The organism is Nonomuraea sp. NPDC003201, assembly GCF_053590415.1.
This window is the reverse complement of the sequence record NZ_JBSFTC010000289.1, coordinates 1-13,771: the sequence shown is the minus strand read 5'-3', so window position 1 is coordinate 13,771 and position 13,771 is coordinate 1. Positions and strand designations below refer to the sequence as shown.

At 69.3% G+C, this 13,771-nt stretch carries 11 protein-coding genes; 6 read left to right on the top strand and 5 right to left on the bottom strand.

Annotated features, from left to right (window positions below):
• Positions 1–207: 207 nt before the first annotated feature.
• Entirely contained in the window at positions 208–1,443 is a 1,236-nt protein-coding gene (locus tag ACWDX9_RS50010) for an FAD-dependent monooxygenase (protein ID WP_449968336.1), read from the top strand.
• Here the strand turns inward: ACWDX9_RS50010 and metG are convergent.
• Both metG and ACWDX9_RS50000 read right to left on the bottom strand, forming a co-directional pair.
• Entirely contained in the window at positions 1,388–3,169 is a 1,782-nt protein-coding gene (gene metG, locus ACWDX9_RS50005) for a methionine--tRNA ligase (protein ID WP_350725869.1), read from the bottom strand. The genes ACWDX9_RS50010 and metG overlap by 56 nt on opposite strands.
• A gap of 87 nt (positions 3,170–3,256) precedes the next feature.
• Complete coding sequence (locus ACWDX9_RS50000; RefSeq protein WP_449968333.1) at positions 3,257–4,477, bottom strand: glycosyltransferase family 2 protein; 1,221 nt, start codon at positions 4,475–4,477, stop codon at positions 3,257–3,259.
• A gap of 171 nt (positions 4,478–4,648) precedes the next feature.
• On the opposite strand from ACWDX9_RS50000, the gene ACWDX9_RS49995 reads away from it, so the two are divergent.
• Positions 4,649–6,124 carry a hypothetical protein gene (locus ACWDX9_RS49995; RefSeq protein WP_449968331.1) on the top strand — a complete coding sequence of 492 codons (1,476 nt, stop codon included), beginning with the start codon at positions 4,649–4,651 and terminating at the stop codon, positions 6,122–6,124.
• Here ACWDX9_RS49995 and ACWDX9_RS49990 read toward each other — a convergent pair.
• Positions 6,060–7,646: a dolichyl-phosphate-mannose--protein mannosyltransferase gene (locus ACWDX9_RS49990; protein ID WP_449968329.1), complete on the bottom strand. Its 1,587-nt coding sequence runs from the start codon at positions 7,644–7,646 to the stop codon at positions 6,060–6,062. The genes ACWDX9_RS49995 and ACWDX9_RS49990 overlap by 65 nt on opposite strands.
• Positions 7,647–7,656: 10 nt before the next feature.
• Positions 7,657–8,526 carry a 16S rRNA (cytidine(1402)-2'-O)-methyltransferase gene (rsmI, locus tag ACWDX9_RS49985; RefSeq protein WP_449968326.1) on the bottom strand — a complete coding sequence of 290 codons (870 nt, stop codon included), beginning with the start codon at positions 8,524–8,526 and terminating at the stop codon, positions 7,657–7,659.
• A 56-nt stretch (positions 8,527–8,582) separates the two neighbouring features.
• On the opposite strand from rsmI, the gene ACWDX9_RS49980 reads away from it, so the two are divergent.
• Entirely contained in the window at positions 8,583–10,217 is a 1,635-nt protein-coding gene (locus tag ACWDX9_RS49980; protein ID WP_449968323.1) for a dolichyl-phosphate-mannose--protein mannosyltransferase, read from the top strand.
• A 113-nt stretch (positions 10,218–10,330) separates the two neighbouring features.
• Positions 10,331–11,515 (top strand): hypothetical protein, encoded by a 1,185-nt coding sequence (locus ACWDX9_RS49975; protein ID WP_350725879.1) that lies wholly within the window; start codon positions 10,331–10,333, stop codon positions 11,513–11,515.
• Between the two features lie 9 nt (positions 11,516–11,524).
• On the opposite strand, the gene ACWDX9_RS49970 is transcribed toward ACWDX9_RS49975, so the two are convergent.
• Positions 11,525–11,923, bottom strand: a complete 399-nt coding sequence (locus ACWDX9_RS49970; protein ID WP_313043208.1) for a MerR family transcriptional regulator — start codon at positions 11,921–11,923, stop codon at positions 11,525–11,527.
• 49 nt (positions 11,924–11,972) lie between these two features.
• Here ACWDX9_RS49970 and ACWDX9_RS49965 point away from each other — a divergent pair, with 49 nt between their 5' ends.
• Both ACWDX9_RS49965 and ACWDX9_RS49960 read left to right on the top strand, forming a co-directional pair.
• Positions 11,973–12,764, top strand: coding sequence for an MBL fold metallo-hydrolase (locus tag ACWDX9_RS49965; RefSeq protein ID WP_449968320.1), 792 nt, complete (start codon positions 11,973–11,975; stop codon positions 12,762–12,764).
• A gap of 14 nt (positions 12,765–12,778) precedes the next feature.
• Positions 12,779–13,771 (top strand): DUF5996 family protein (locus ACWDX9_RS49960; RefSeq protein WP_449968318.1); only part of this gene is annotated, 993 nt, incomplete at its 3' end.

Below are 13,771 nucleotides of genomic sequence, written 5' to 3'. Positions count from 1 at the left end.
GGGCGGCGCTGGGCGACCAGGCCTACGCGCGGGCCCGGCGAGCGGGCGCGCGGCTCTCCCACCGGGAGGCGCTGGCGCTCGCCGGAGTGCCCGACGAGGTCGTCGACCGCTCACCGCTGAGCGCCATCACCGCCGCCACCGATCAGCCGGCCCCGTGGTGAGAGTCCGGTGAGGACGCGGTGAGACCGGATCGGCAGGGTCAGGGGCATGGACATCCTGATCTCCGGCGCGAGCGTCGCCGGCCCCGCGCTCGCCCTCTGGCTCACCCGGTACGGCCATCGCACCACCGTCGTCGAACGCGCCCCCGCCCTCCGTGCGGGCGGCTACGCCGTGGACTTCCGCGGCGAGGCGCATCTGACCGTCCTTCGCAAGATGGGCATCCTGGACGCCGTCGAACGCGAGCAGACCCACATGGGCGCCATGTGGAACGTCAACGAGGCCGGCAGGAAGCTCGTGGCCATGCCCGAAGACCTGTTCGCGGGCGACGTCGAGATCCTCCGCGGCGACCTGGCCCGCATCCTGTACGACGCCACCCAGGCCCACACCGAGTACGTCTTCGGCGACTCCATCACGGCCGTCGACCAGGACGCGGACGGGGTGACGGTCACCTTCGAGCGGACCCCGGCCAGGCGCTTCGACCTCGTGGTGGGCGCGGACGGCCTGCACTCGAACGTGCGGTCCCTGGCCTTCGGCCCCGAGCGCGACTACCTGTCGTACCTGGGCCTCTATTCGGCGGTGTTCACGATCGACAACTACCTCGGGCTCGACCACAGCGGTCACGCCTACAACGTCCCGGGCAAGATGGCCGCGATCTACAGCGCGAGGGGGAACGCCGAGGCCAAGGCCGTGTTCTGGTTCGGCTCACCGCCGCTCGACCGCGACCGGCACGACGTCGCCCGCCAGCAGGAGCTCCTGGAGCAGGCGTACGAGGGCGTCGGCTGGGAGGTCCCGGAGCTGATGCGCAGGATGCGGCGGACGGACGACTTCTACTTCGACTCGGTCGGCCAGATCCGCCTGGACTCCTGGTCACGCGGCCGGGTGGTGCTGCTGGGCGACGCCGCGTGCTGCGCCTCGCCGCTGTCCGGCATGGGCACCGGGCTGGCGATGGTGAGCGCGTACGTGCTGGCGGGCGAGCTGGCCGCGGCAGGGGGCGACCATCGCGCCGCCTTCGCCGGCTACGAGCGGGAGGTGCGCGCCTACGCCGAGGGGTGCCAGCGGTCGGCCGTGGGCGTCAGCAGGTTCATGGTCCCGGAGAACAGGTTCATGGCCTGGTTCATGAACCAGAACTACCGGCTCCTGCCGTATCTGCCGTGGAAGGGGCTGATGGCGAAGTCGGTCAGGAAGACCGCCGGCGCCATCAGCCTCAAGGACTACGGGACCTACGAGGTCACTCGCCCAGCCGGGCCAGCTCCTCGTCCACGACCTTCGGGTCGAGCTTCTTGAACAGCGGCACGGGCGGCGCGAGCGGCGTGCCCGGCTTGATCGGCCGGTGCTCCCACCGGGCCGCCCCGTCGTACTCGCCGGTGATCACCGGGTAGGGGGTGCCGCCGTCCTCGTCGACCTCGCGGATCTCCGGCATGCCCGACCACACACCCTCGCCGCCGAGCATGGTGAAGACCTTGTTGGACGAGCTGGGCAGGAACGGCGTGAGCATCGTCTTGGCGTCGTCGACCACCTGGAGCGCGACGTGCAGGATCGACTTCTGCCGCTCCGGGTCCTCCTTGAGCTTCCACGGCTCCTGCTCGGCCAGGTATTTGTTGGCCTCGCGGACCACGTCGAACGCCTCGTTGATCCCGTTCTTGAAGCGCGACCTGCTCAGCTCCTCACCCACCGGCGCGAACGCCTTGCGCGAGCGCTCCAGCAGGGCCCGGTCGGCGTCGGTGAGGTCGCCCGGCTCGGGCACCGCCCCGAAATTCTTCGCCGCCATCGAGATCGACCGGTTGACCAGGTTTCCCCAGGCCGCGACCAGCTCGCCGTTGTTGCGGTTGACGAACTCCTGCCAGGTGAAATCGGTGTCCTGGTTTTCCGGTCCGGCCACCGCGATGTAGTAGCGAAGGGCGTCGGCGTCGTAACGCGCCAGGAAATCTCTTACGTAAATTACTACTTGCCTGGACGAGGAGAACTTCTTGCCCTCCATCGTCAGGAACTCGCTGGAGACCACCTCGGACGGCACCTGGAGCCCGCCGAGCGAGCCCGGCGTGCCGGCGCGGTCGCCCTGCCCGCTGTAGCCGTACAGCATCGCCGGCCAGATCTCGGCGTGGAAGACGATGTTGTCCTTGCCCATGAAGTAGTAGCCGCGGGCGTCGGGGTTCTGCCACCACTGGCGCCACGCGTCGGGGTCGCCCGAGCGCCTGGCCCACTCGATGGACGCCGACAGGTAGCCGATCACCGCGTCGAACCACACGTACAGGCGCTTGTTGGGCTGGTCGCGCCAGCCGTCGAGCGGGATCGGCACGCCCCAGTCGAGGTCGCGGCTGATCGCGCGCGGCTGCAGGTCGCCGAGCAGGTTGAGCGCGAACTTCAGCACGTTGGGCCGCCACTCGCCCTGCTTGGACTGCAGGTAGGAGCCGAGGACCTCGGTGAAGGCGGGCAGGTCGAGCATGAAGTGCTCGGTCTCGACGAACGTGGGCGTCTCGCCGTTGATGCGGCTCTTGGGGTTGATCAGCTGGATCGGGTCGAGCTGGTTGCCGCAGTTGTCGCACTGGTCGCCGCGCGCGCCGTCGTAGCCGCAGATGGGGCAGGTGCCCTCGATGTAGCGGTCGGGCAGAGTGCGGCCGGTCGAGGGGGAGATCGCCCCCATCGTGGTCTTGGGGAAGATATAGCCGTTGTCGAAGAGGCCCTTGAAGATCTCTTGTGTGACGGCGTAGTGGTTTTTCGTCGTGGTCCTGGTGAACAGGTCGTAGGAGAGCCCGAGCCCGGTGAGGTCCTCGGCGATGACGCGGTTGTAGCGGTCGGCCAGCTCCCTGGCGGTCACGCCTTCCTTGTCGGCCTGCACCTGGATGGGCGTGCCGTGCTCGTCGGTGCCTGACACCATCAGCACCTTGTTGCCCGCCATCCGCTGGTAGCGGCTGAAGACGTCGGACGGCACGCCGAACCCGGAGACGTGCCCGATGTGGCGGGGGCCGTTTGCGTACGGCCACGCGACGGCGGTCAAGATGTGCTGGGACATAGTCCTTAGCCTACGGGGCTCCCTGTCCGTCTCGGACCGAATCCCCCGCGTCGGCGGGGCCCGTCAGGACCCCGCCGTAGGGGACGGCTATCGCTTGGACTCCTCCAGGGAAACCGCCTCCGCGGCCTCCTCGGCGGCCTTGGCGGCCACGTCGATGGAGGTCTCGCGCGTGCGGCGGATGCCGAGGATGCTGATGAACAGCGCCGCGAAGATCGTCTGGAAGCTCATGACCAGAGCGGTCGCGGAAGGCACGACGAGACGCAGCGACTCGCGCGGGTCGAGCTCGCCGAAGCTGCGCACCTGCCAGTGGACCAGCGACATCACCAAGCCGATCAGACCGGCCAGCGCCAGCAGGCCGCCGACCACGAGCCCCTTCTCCAGGCTCACGATGTCGATCAGCCGCCGGATGCGCGGCGACTCGGGCAGGAAGCCCTCCTCGGCCGCGTAGACCTTGGTGAACACGGCGAACAGGGCCGCCTGGAAGCCGATCACGACCAGGGCTGACGACCCGACGAGGGTGTCGACGTCGAAGGCCAGCTCACCGATCTCCACCGGGCCGAACGTCAGCGCCGTCCCGGCGACGAGGCCGATGATCATCATCAGCACGCCGGGGTAGAAGAACAGCCACTTCGGGCTGTAGAGGAGCAGGAAGCGCAGGTGGCGCCAGCCGTCGCGCCAGGAGCGCAGGTGCGGCGGGCGGGAGCGGCCGTCGGGCGAGAGCGTGGTGGGCACCTCGCGCACGTCGAGGCCCGACAGCGTCGAGCGGACCACCATCTCGGAGGCGAACTCCATGCCGCCCGTCTGCAGCTGCAGCTTGAGGATCGAGTCGCGCCGGAACCCGCGCAGCCCGCAGTGGAAGTCGCCGATGGCCGAGGGGAAGAACAGCCGGCCGACGAACGACAGCACGGGGTTGCCGAGGTAGCGGTGGAGCGGGGGCATGGCGCCCGGGGCGATGCCGCCCTTGAAGCGGTTTCCCATCACCAGGTCGGCGCCGTCGCGCAGCTGCTCGACGAACGGCAGCAGCGCGGTGAAGTCATAGGAGTCGTCGGCGTCGCCCATGATGACGTATTTGCCGCGCGCCGCCCTGATCCCGCCCATGAGGGCGTTGCCATAGCCCTTCTCGTCGACGTGGACCACGCGGGCTCCGGCGTCGCGGGCGAGCTGTTGTGAGCCGTCCGTGCTGCCGTTGTCGGCGATCAGGACCTCGCCCTCGATGCCGTGCTCCTCCATGCACGCCAGCGCCTTGCGTACACAGACTTCCACGGTCTCCGCCTCATTGAGGCAGGGCATGACCACCGTCAGTTCCACGTGTCTACCCTTCAGTTAAGACTCTTCCAGTGAACCATCATGCCCTGTGCCCAACCGTGCTCGGGTCAAGACCCAAAAACGACTGGCATTCTTTACAGCATGGTGAGCGTCGCGGAGATTACCCCTGTGGACCACTCCGCTCCTGGCCGGGCAGCTCGTTGGCTGTCATTCGTGCGCCGGCATCGAGTGTTCGCCGCGGTTTTCGGCGTTGGCGCCGTGCTGCGGCTCATCACCATGCTCGGCTACGGCCCGGCCATGTGGTTCAACGACTCCTACGAGTACGTCTCGGTGGCGCTGCACCCGCGGCCGCACCCGATCAGGCCCGACGGCTACAGCTTCTGGCTCATGCTGCTCAAGCCGTTCCACAGCTTCGCACTGGTGATCTTCACGCAGCACCTGATGGGCCTGGCCACGGCCTGCCTGATCTACGCGTTGCTGCGGATCAAGTTCCGGCTGCCGAAGTGGGGCGCCACGCTGGCGGCGGCGCCGGTGCTGCTGGACGCGTACCAGATCCAGCTCGAGCAGCTGGTGATGTCCGACAGCATGTTCACGCTGCTCGTGGTGGGCGTCATCACGCTGGTGCTGTGGAAGCGGCGGCTGTCGTGGCAGGCGGGCGCGGTCGTCGGCCTGCTGCTGGCGGTGACGTGGCTGACCCGCTCGATCGGCCTGCCGATCCTGGCGCTGGTGGTGCTCTACCTGCTGGTCAAGCGGACCGGCTGGCGCCCGATCGTCGCCGTGATCACGGCCTGCGCGGTGCCGGTGATGGCGTACATGGGCTGGTTCGCCTCCGCGTACGGCAAGTTCGCGATGACCAACAGCGACGGTCTCATCCTCTACATGCGCACGGCCATCTTCGCCGACTGCAACAAGATGAAGATCGACAAGTACAAGGAGGTCCAGCTCCTCCTGCTGTGCATCAACGACCCGGTCAGCCAGCGCAAGGACTACGCGCAGTGGTACCTGTGGGGCCAGGGCAACGGCGACGGCACGGGCACCGGCGAGGTGCTGCACCGGTGGGGCATCAACAAGAAGTGGAGCGAGATCACCAACGACGCGGCCAGCGCGTTCGCCACGCGGGCGATCCTGTCGCAGCCCGGCGACTACCTCAAGGTGGTCACGCGTGACTTCTTCCGCTCGTTCCACTGGGGCCGGCCGATGTTCCCCGACCCGTCGACATACGGCATGTACCAGTTCAAGCCGTACGTCGAGCCGGACGAGAGCGGCCAGCCCAAACGGCTGCCGAAGTGGTCGTCGTACGCGGGCGGCCGCACCGACACCGACGCGTTCAGCTACGAGCAGGGCCCGCCGGAGACCCGCATCGTGCACCCGTGGGCCGACATCATGAGCGGCTACCAGAAGGTGTTCTACCTGCGCGGCATCATGCTCGGCGGCATCCTGCTGATCGGCCTGTACGGCGTCGCGGTCAGGTGGCGCAAGTTCGGCGGCCCGGTGGCGCTGCCGTGGCTCGGCGCGGTGGGGCTGCTGCTGGCCCCGGCGGCGACGGCGGAGTTCGACTACCGGTACGTGCTCCCGGCCGTCCCGCTGGCCTGCGTCGCCGCGGCGATCACGCTGCGCCGCGGCGTCACTTGGGCGCGGCTGTCACCCAAGAACGCATCAGCATCCGAGCCCACCAGTCTGCGTGTGTGATCGTCTCGGCGGTCAGCACCGGATAGAGCCACCAGAAGTTGATCAGCACGATGAGCGCGAACGCCCCCACCAGCGCGGCCCCGGTCGCCCGCCGTGGCGCGGGGGCGTCCTGCCTGCCCAGCACCAGCCCCGCCACCAGCACGAGCGCCAGCACCATGAACGGCACGACGGGGATCATGTAGAACAGGTACATCGTCCGGTTGTCGGCGAGGGCGTAGTAGAACCACGGCAGCCAGCCCGCCGCGACGCCCAGCAGCGCCGCCCCCGCCCGCCAGTCGCGCGTGGCCACGTACCAGGCGACGAGGCCGACCAGCGCCAGCACGGCGGCGTACCACAGGGCCGGGGTGCCGACTCCGAGCACGGCCTGTGAGCACTTGTCGGCCCCGCACGCCGACGGCGGGATGTCCGACGGGTAGTGGAACGAGACGGGCCTGATCAGCAGCGGCCACTGCCACGGCTCCGACATGTACGGGTGGTATTCGTGCAGGTTGCTGTGATAGCCCAGCACCTGCACCTGGTACTGCAGCCACGACCGCACCGAGTCGACCACGAAGAACAACGGCCCGGACGAGGTGGCCTGCGTCCAGTTGCGCCCCCAGCCGCCGGCGGTGGCGAACCACCCGGTCCACGAGGCCACGAAGGTGACCGCGGGCACGAGCGCCATGGCCGCGAACGCGCCCGGCAGGTCGTACGAGAACGCCCCCCGGTACGGCTGCCGCAGCCCCAGCGCCCGCCTGGCCCCCAGGTCCCACATGAGGCTCATGACCGCGAACGCGATCAGGAAGAAGATCCCCGACCACTTCACCGCGCACGCCGCCCCCAGGCAGAGCCCGGCCGCGAGCCGCCACGGCCGCAGCCCCAGACGTGGCCCCAGTTCGCCGATCGGCCCGCGCTCGTGCCAGTCGGCCAGCCGTTGCCGCGCCCAGTCCCGGTCGGTCACCAGGCAGGCGAACCCCGCCAGCACCCAGAACATCAGGAAGATGTCCAGCAGCGCCGTGCGCGACAGCACCAGGTGCAGGCCGTCGAGCGAGAGCAGCAGCCCGGCCAGGCAGCCCAGCAGCGTCGAGCGCGTCATCCTGCGCGCCACCCTGGCCATGATCAGGATGGACAGCGTGCCGATCAGCGCCGCCGCGAAGCGCCAGCCGAACGGGTCCATCCCGAACAGCCACTCGCCCACGCCGATCATCCACTTGCCCAGCGGCGGGTGCGCCACGAACGAGGCGCAGTCGTCGGGCTGCGGGCACTGCTTGAAGATGTCCAGGTTGCCGGTGATGAGGCGTCTGTCCGCGATCGGGTCCTTGGCGTCGCCGAGCATGGTCCGCTCGACGCCGTGCGTGATCAGCGAGTACGCGTCCTTGGCGTAGTACGTCTCGTCGAAGACGACGGCCTTGGGCTCGTCGAGCCTGATGAACCGCAGGAGGCCGCCGAACAGCGCGACCAGGATCGGCCCGGCCCAGCCCAGCATGGGTGTCCCCGGCATCGGCGGGACCAGTCGCTGAGCGGAAACCCCCCAGTTCCTCACGATGCGCACCCTATGGCGTAGGGGATCTCCTGTGAACCAGGTCATAGAGCTCGCGTTTGGGGATGCCCGCCTGCCTGGCCACCTCGGCGACGGCGAGCTTGCGCTGGACGCCCTCGGCGACCCTGCGGTCCACCTCGGCGACCAGCTCGTCCAGGTCCGGCTCGCCCTCCCCCGGCGCGTATCCGGCGACCACGAGCGTGATCTCGCCCTTGACGTCCTTCGCCGCCCATTCGGCCAGCTCGCCGAGCCCGCCCCGCCGTACCTCCTCGTACGTCTTGGTCAGCTCGCGGCACACGGCGGCCTGCCGGTCGGGGCCGAACGCCTCGGCCATGGCCTCCAGGGAGCTCGCCAGCCGGCGCGGCGACTCGAAGAAGACCATCGTGCGCTCCTCGGCCGCCAGGGAGGCCAGGCGGCGGGCCCGCTCGCCCGGCTTGCGCGGCGGGAAGCCCTCGAAGCAGAACCGGTCGCTGGCCAGCCCGGACACGGCCAGCGCGGTCGTGACGGCGCTCGGCCCCGGCAGCGCGGTGACCGTGATGCCCTCCTCGACCGCCAGGCGCGTCAGGCGGTAGCCGGGGTCGGAGACGCCCGGCATGCCCGCGTCCGTGATGACCACGACCGTGCGGCCCTCTTTCAGGGTCTCCAGGAGCTCCTTGGCCCGCGCCACCTCGTTCTGGTCGTAGTAGGACACCACCCGGCCCTCGATCTCCACGCCCAGCTCGTTCGCGAGCCTGCGCAGCCGCCTGGTGTCCTCGGCGGCCACCACGTCGGCGCTTCCGAGCACCTCGCGCAGCCGCGGCGAGACATCACCCGCCTGGCCGATGGGGGCTCCTGCCAGCACCAACCTGCCGTCTCCAGTCACCTGACCATTGTGGCAGGGCATCCCAAATAACCGTGTTTCTGCGTTTGCGATCGGCTTGGGGCCCGTACGATGTCCGAATGGCGGTGACCGATTCCCCATACCAGGCCAACGAGAGCTCGGAGGTCGGCGACAGCCTTCCCAAGACGATGTCCGTACGCGAACGGCTCGTGCCTCCCATGCACGGCAGCATCCTGTGGGGCTGGATCGGCCCACTGCTGGTCACCCTTTTCGGCGCAGTCCTGCGCTTCATCAACCTGGGCCACCCCAAGGCGGTGGTGTTCGACGAGACGTACTACATGAAGGACGCGTTCTCGCTGATCACCTGGGGTGTCGAGCGGACCACCATCAAGGACGCCGACAAGGCGATCATCGCCGGCAACACCGACATCTGGCAGTCGTGCACGTCCGAGACCCTCGACAAGTGCGCCTCCTACGTCGTCCACCCGCCGCTGGGCAAGTGGATGATCGGCGTGGGCGAGTGGCTGTTCGGGCTCAACCCGTTCGGCTGGCGCTTCGCCGCCGCGCTGATCGGGTCGCTGTCGATCCTCATCCTGGCCAGGGTGGCCCGCAGGATGACGCGCTCGACGCTGCTGGGCTGCTTCGCCGGCCTGCTGCTGGCCCTCGACGGCCTGCACTACGTGCTCTCGCGCACGGCGCTGCTGGACATCTTCCTGATGTTCTGGGTGCTGGCCGCGTTCGCCTGCCTGGTGGTCGATCGCGACCAGGCCCGCGAACGGCTCGCGACCTGGTACGAGAACTCGCCGCTCTCGCCGCACGGTCCCTCGCTGGGGATCAGGTGGTGGCGGATCGGCGCCGGGGTCTGCCTGGCCTTCGCGATGTCGGTCAAGTGGTCGGGGCTGGCGTTCGCCGTGGCGTTCGCGATCATGTCCGTGATGTGGGACTTCGGCGCCCGCCGGGCCGTCGGGCTGCGCAATCCGTACGTCGGGGCGTTCAACAAGGACGTGCCGCAGGCGTTCCTGGCGTTCGCCGTGGTCCCGTTCGTCACCTACATGGCCACCTGGATCGGCTGGTTCGCCAACGCGACCGGCTACGGGCGCGACTGGAATCAGGCCACCTCCGCGGGCAACCCGATCTTCTTCGTGGTCGACTCGATGCGGTCGTGGATCAAGTACCAGTGGCAGGTCTACACGTTCCACAGCGGGCTGGAGACCTCGCACCCGTACATGTCGGAGCCCTGGCAGTGGCCGCTGCTGCTGCGCCCGGTCGCCTTCTACTACGAGGGCAAGCAGAACACGTGCGGCGTCAAGGACTGCTCCGAGGCCGTGCTGGGCGTGGGCACGCCGGTGATCTGGTTCGGCGCGGTGGCCGCGCTGGTGGCCCTGATCGCGTGGTACGTCTCCTCGCGCGACTGGCGGGCGGGGGCCGTGCTGCTGTCGTACGCCATGGGCCTGGTGCCGTGGATCTACTTCGCCGTCGCCGACAACCGTACGATGTTCCTGTTCTACGCCATCCCGATGGTGCCGTTCATGGTGCTGGCCATCACGCTGTGCGCCGGGCTGCTGATCGGGTCGTCGAAACCGACGATCACGGGGGCGATGCCGCTACGGCGCACCGTCGGGGCCGCCGTGGTCGGCGCGTTCACGCTGCTCGCGCTCATCAACTTCTGGTGGCTGCACCCGATCCTGTCCGCCGAACTCATCCCGTACACCGAGTGGAAGGCCCGCATGTTGTTCGAGAAACGGTGGATATGATCTGCTTACCATCCGCCCCATAGTGGTTTCTTAGGGTTATCGCTGTGCAAGACCCAATACGCACCGGATTCGGCCATCGTCAGGCCCGGGGTCGATACGGCAAACTTCGAGGCATGAGTGCACCGGATGTCACCGCCCTGCTCGCCGAGTTGGAGCGCTCTCAGCCGGAGCTGGCCGAGGAGGCCAGGACCGCCGTCGAATGGCTGACGGGTGGAGAGCCGCTGGAAACGGTGACCCAGCTCGACGTCTGCGAGTTCCTCTGGTACACGTTGCCGCTCAAGGTGGGCGGCGACCACGAACGACTGGCACGTTCGCTGGGCCGGCTGCTCCAGCTCGGCGGGATGGAGCGCTATGCCGCTCTGTGCGTGTCACCCACGACCCTCCAGATCCTCCGTACCTACGCCCGTGAGGGTGAGGACGCCGGCACCAGCGCCTACCAGCAGGCGCTCGAGGCCACGGGCGTGCTCCCGCCCGACGTCCCCGAACTGCAGTGGAGCATGATCATGGGGCCCGAGGAGCTGGGCGCGCACCTCGCCTGCTCCGCCGCCCTCGAACTGGCGATCGTCGCCGGTGAGACCGTCGACCGCACCGCCCTGACCCGCCGCTGGCTCACCGAGCCCCGCTCCGAGCTGGGCGGCGACAGCTGGCTCAACCGGGTGCACGGCGAACGCCTCAACCGCTGGGTGCTGGGCCGCGGCCCGGCCAGGCGCGAGCTGGCCCAGCCGTTCGAGGTGCGCCTGCACGCGCCCATCACCCCGCAGCCCCTGCCCCCGTTGCACCGTCTCCTCACCCTGGCCGCCTCGGAGGAGAGCCTGCCGCTGCGGCTGGCACCCTCGCCCGAGGCGCTCAGGCTGCGCGAGCTGGCCGAGCGGGAGCTCGGCGCGATCAGCCGCGACGGCACGAAGCTGGCCATCACCGACTACGGCCGGCGGCTGCTCAAGTCCAAGTCGGCCATGTGGTCGGCGGTCACGAGGCTGCTGCTGGCCAGGGGGAAGCACGAGTTCGAGGTGTCGGCGCGGGAGGCCGCGCTGATGCTGATCGCCGACGGCACGCTGATGTCGCCCACCGAGCTGCGCGAGCGGGTGGCGGAAGTGGTCGGCGGCGAGGGCTGGCATCCCACCACGACCGTGGAGGACGTCGCCGCTCCGGTGGCCGACCTGATCTCGCAGCTCACCGCGCTGGGGCTGGCCTTCAGCGACGAGCTGGCGGTGCGGATGGACCGCTCCGGCCAGCTCGCCGCCCTGGCGGCCCTGCGCGCCCACGCCCTGCGACCGAGGAAGTACGTCAACCCGAGCTGACGAACGTGCTCAGCCCAGCGGCACGCGGCCCACGGCCTGCTTGAACTCAGGACATTCCACAAGCGGGTCGTGGTCGCAGGTCACCGCGTGCCGCAGGCTGTCGCGCAGCCGGGTGAGCTGCGCGACCCGCTCGGACACCTCGCGCTCCTTGGCCGCCATGCGCTCGCGCAGCCTCGCGTCGGACGGCCTGGCGCGCAGGAACTCGGCGATCTCCGACAGCGTGAACCCCGCGTCCCGGGCGCACGTGATCAGCGCCAGGCGCTCCAGCGTCTCGGGACGGTACGCGCGGCGCAGGCCGTTGCGTCCTTCCGCCTGGATGAGCCCCTTGCGCTCGTAGAACCGCAGCGCCGACGCGGCCAGCCCGCTCTGCCTGGCCACCTCGCCTATGTCGATCAACGTGTCTTCCACGACCTGGCCCCTTGACTTGAACCGCGCTTCAAGTCGCAGTCTAGTGCGCATGCGAATTCACCACCTGAATCTCGGCTCCATGCGCGAGATCGAATCCCCGGACGGGCAGCCGGCGGCGCCCGCCGTGTGCCACGCGCTGCTGATCGAGACGCCCGCCTCCGGGCTCGTCCTGGTCGAGGCCGGGCTGGGCCTCGACGACGTGGCCAAGCCCGAGGAGATGCTGGAGCGCGAGTGGGCGGAGCTCGTCGAGCCGCTGCTCTCGCCCGACGAGACGGCCGTGCGGCAGGTTGCCGCGCTCGGTTACGACCCGCTCGACGTACGGCACATCGTGCTGACCCACCTGGACGTGGACCACAGCGGCGGCCTGCCCGACTTCCCGCACGCCCGGGTGCACGTCATGGAGGTCGAACTGGAGGACGCCATCGCCCAGGCCCCGAACCGCCGCTACCGCCCGGGCCACTGGGCCCACTCACCCAAATGGGTGACTTATCCGGACACGGGCACCCGGTGGATGGGTGTGGACGGGGTGCGGCCGCTGACGGACCTGGGCGAGGACTTCCTGCTCGTGCCGCTGGACGGGCACACCCGCGGGCACGCCGGGGTGGCGGTCAACGACGGCGAACGCTGGCTGCTGCACGCCGGGGACGCGTACTTCTACCACGGCGAACTGGACCGCGAGCCCCAGCCGCACCCGCTGATGGACCTCGTGCAGGTCAGCGCCCAGGTCGACGCCGAGCGCCGCCTGTCCAGCCAGGAGCGCCTGAGGTCGCTCGTCCACGACCACGGCGTCGCAGTCTTCTCCGCGCATGACCCTTGGGAACTGTCCCATTACATACGGTAGTTACCATTGGTCTCATGGAGCTGTTCCCAGCAATGCCGCTCGCGGAGTGGGCGGAGGCCAAGGAGACCTTTCACAGGTTCGCGCAGATCGTGGGGAAGATCCGGTTGTCGTCGAGCAACCGGCGCAACCACTGGTGGCAGGTGCCCTTCCACCCGACCGGGCGCGGGCTCACCACGCGTCCGATGGGCGGGCTGGGCGAGCAGCCGCTGTTCAGCATCGACTTCGACCTGGTGCGCCACCGGCTGGTGGTGGACGTGCTCGACGGGCGCAGCGCGGAGTTCACCCTGATCGGGCGGTCGGTGGCGTCGTTCCATGACCGGCTCTTCGAGACGCTCGCGGGGCTGGGGATCCGGCCGGAGATCTGGGCCGTGCCGTTCGACCTGGGCGACGACACGCCGTTCGCCGACGACACCCTGCACGCCCGGTACGACCCCGTCCTGATCAACCGCTACTGGCGGATCCTGTCGCAGGTGGTGCAGCTGCTCGACCGCTTCGCCGCCGACTTCGCCGGCAAGACCTCGCCGGTGCACCACTTCTGGCACACGTTCGACATCGCCGTGACGCGCTTCACCGGCCGCGTGGTCCGGGTCTCGCCCGACGCCGACCCGGTCACGCGGGAGGCGTACAGCTGGGAGGTCATCAGCGCGGGCTTCTGGTTCGGCGACAAGGAGCGGCCGTGGCCGGCGTTCTACTCCTACACCGCGCCGGAGCCCAAGGGCCTGGAACTCGAGCCGCTGCGGCCCGTGGAGGCCGAGTGGCTGCCCGCCCGGGGCAGCCACCTGGCCATCCTCAAGTACGACGACGTGCGCGCGATGGGTGATCCGGTCGCGTCCGTGCTGGAGTTCCTGGACAGCGCCTACCAGGCGGGGGCCCGGCTGACCGGGGTCGACATGGAGGCGGTGAGCTCGCCTGGGGGCGTCACGGTTACGGCCGCGAGGGCGGTTTGCACGGAGTGGAGGCGTACCTCGATGTCTGATCGACGAGTGACCGTGCGCAAAACGTACAAG

Excerpts from the sequence above, each read along its gene's own strand:
- ACWDX9_RS49975 (WP_350725879.1), top strand. The coding sequence starts at position 10,331 with ATGAGTGCACCGGATGTCACCGCCCTGCTCGCCGAGTTGGAGCGCTCT.
- ACWDX9_RS49980 (WP_449968323.1), top strand. The coding sequence starts at position 8,583 with ATGGCGGTGACCGATTCCCCATACCAGGCCAACGAGAGCTCGGAGGTC.
- ACWDX9_RS50010 (WP_449968336.1), top strand. The coding sequence starts at position 208 with ATGGACATCCTGATCTCCGGCGCGAGCGTCGCCGGCCCCGCGCTCGCC.
- metG (WP_350725869.1), bottom strand. The coding sequence starts at position 3,169 with ATGTCCCAGCACATCTTGACCGCCGTCGCGTGGCCGTACGCAAACGGC.
- rsmI (WP_449968326.1), bottom strand. The coding sequence starts at position 8,526 with ATGCCCTGCCACAATGGTCAGGTGACTGGAGACGGCAGGTTGGTGCTG.
- ACWDX9_RS49965 (WP_449968320.1), top strand. The coding sequence starts at position 11,973 with ATGCGAATTCACCACCTGAATCTCGGCTCCATGCGCGAGATCGAATCC.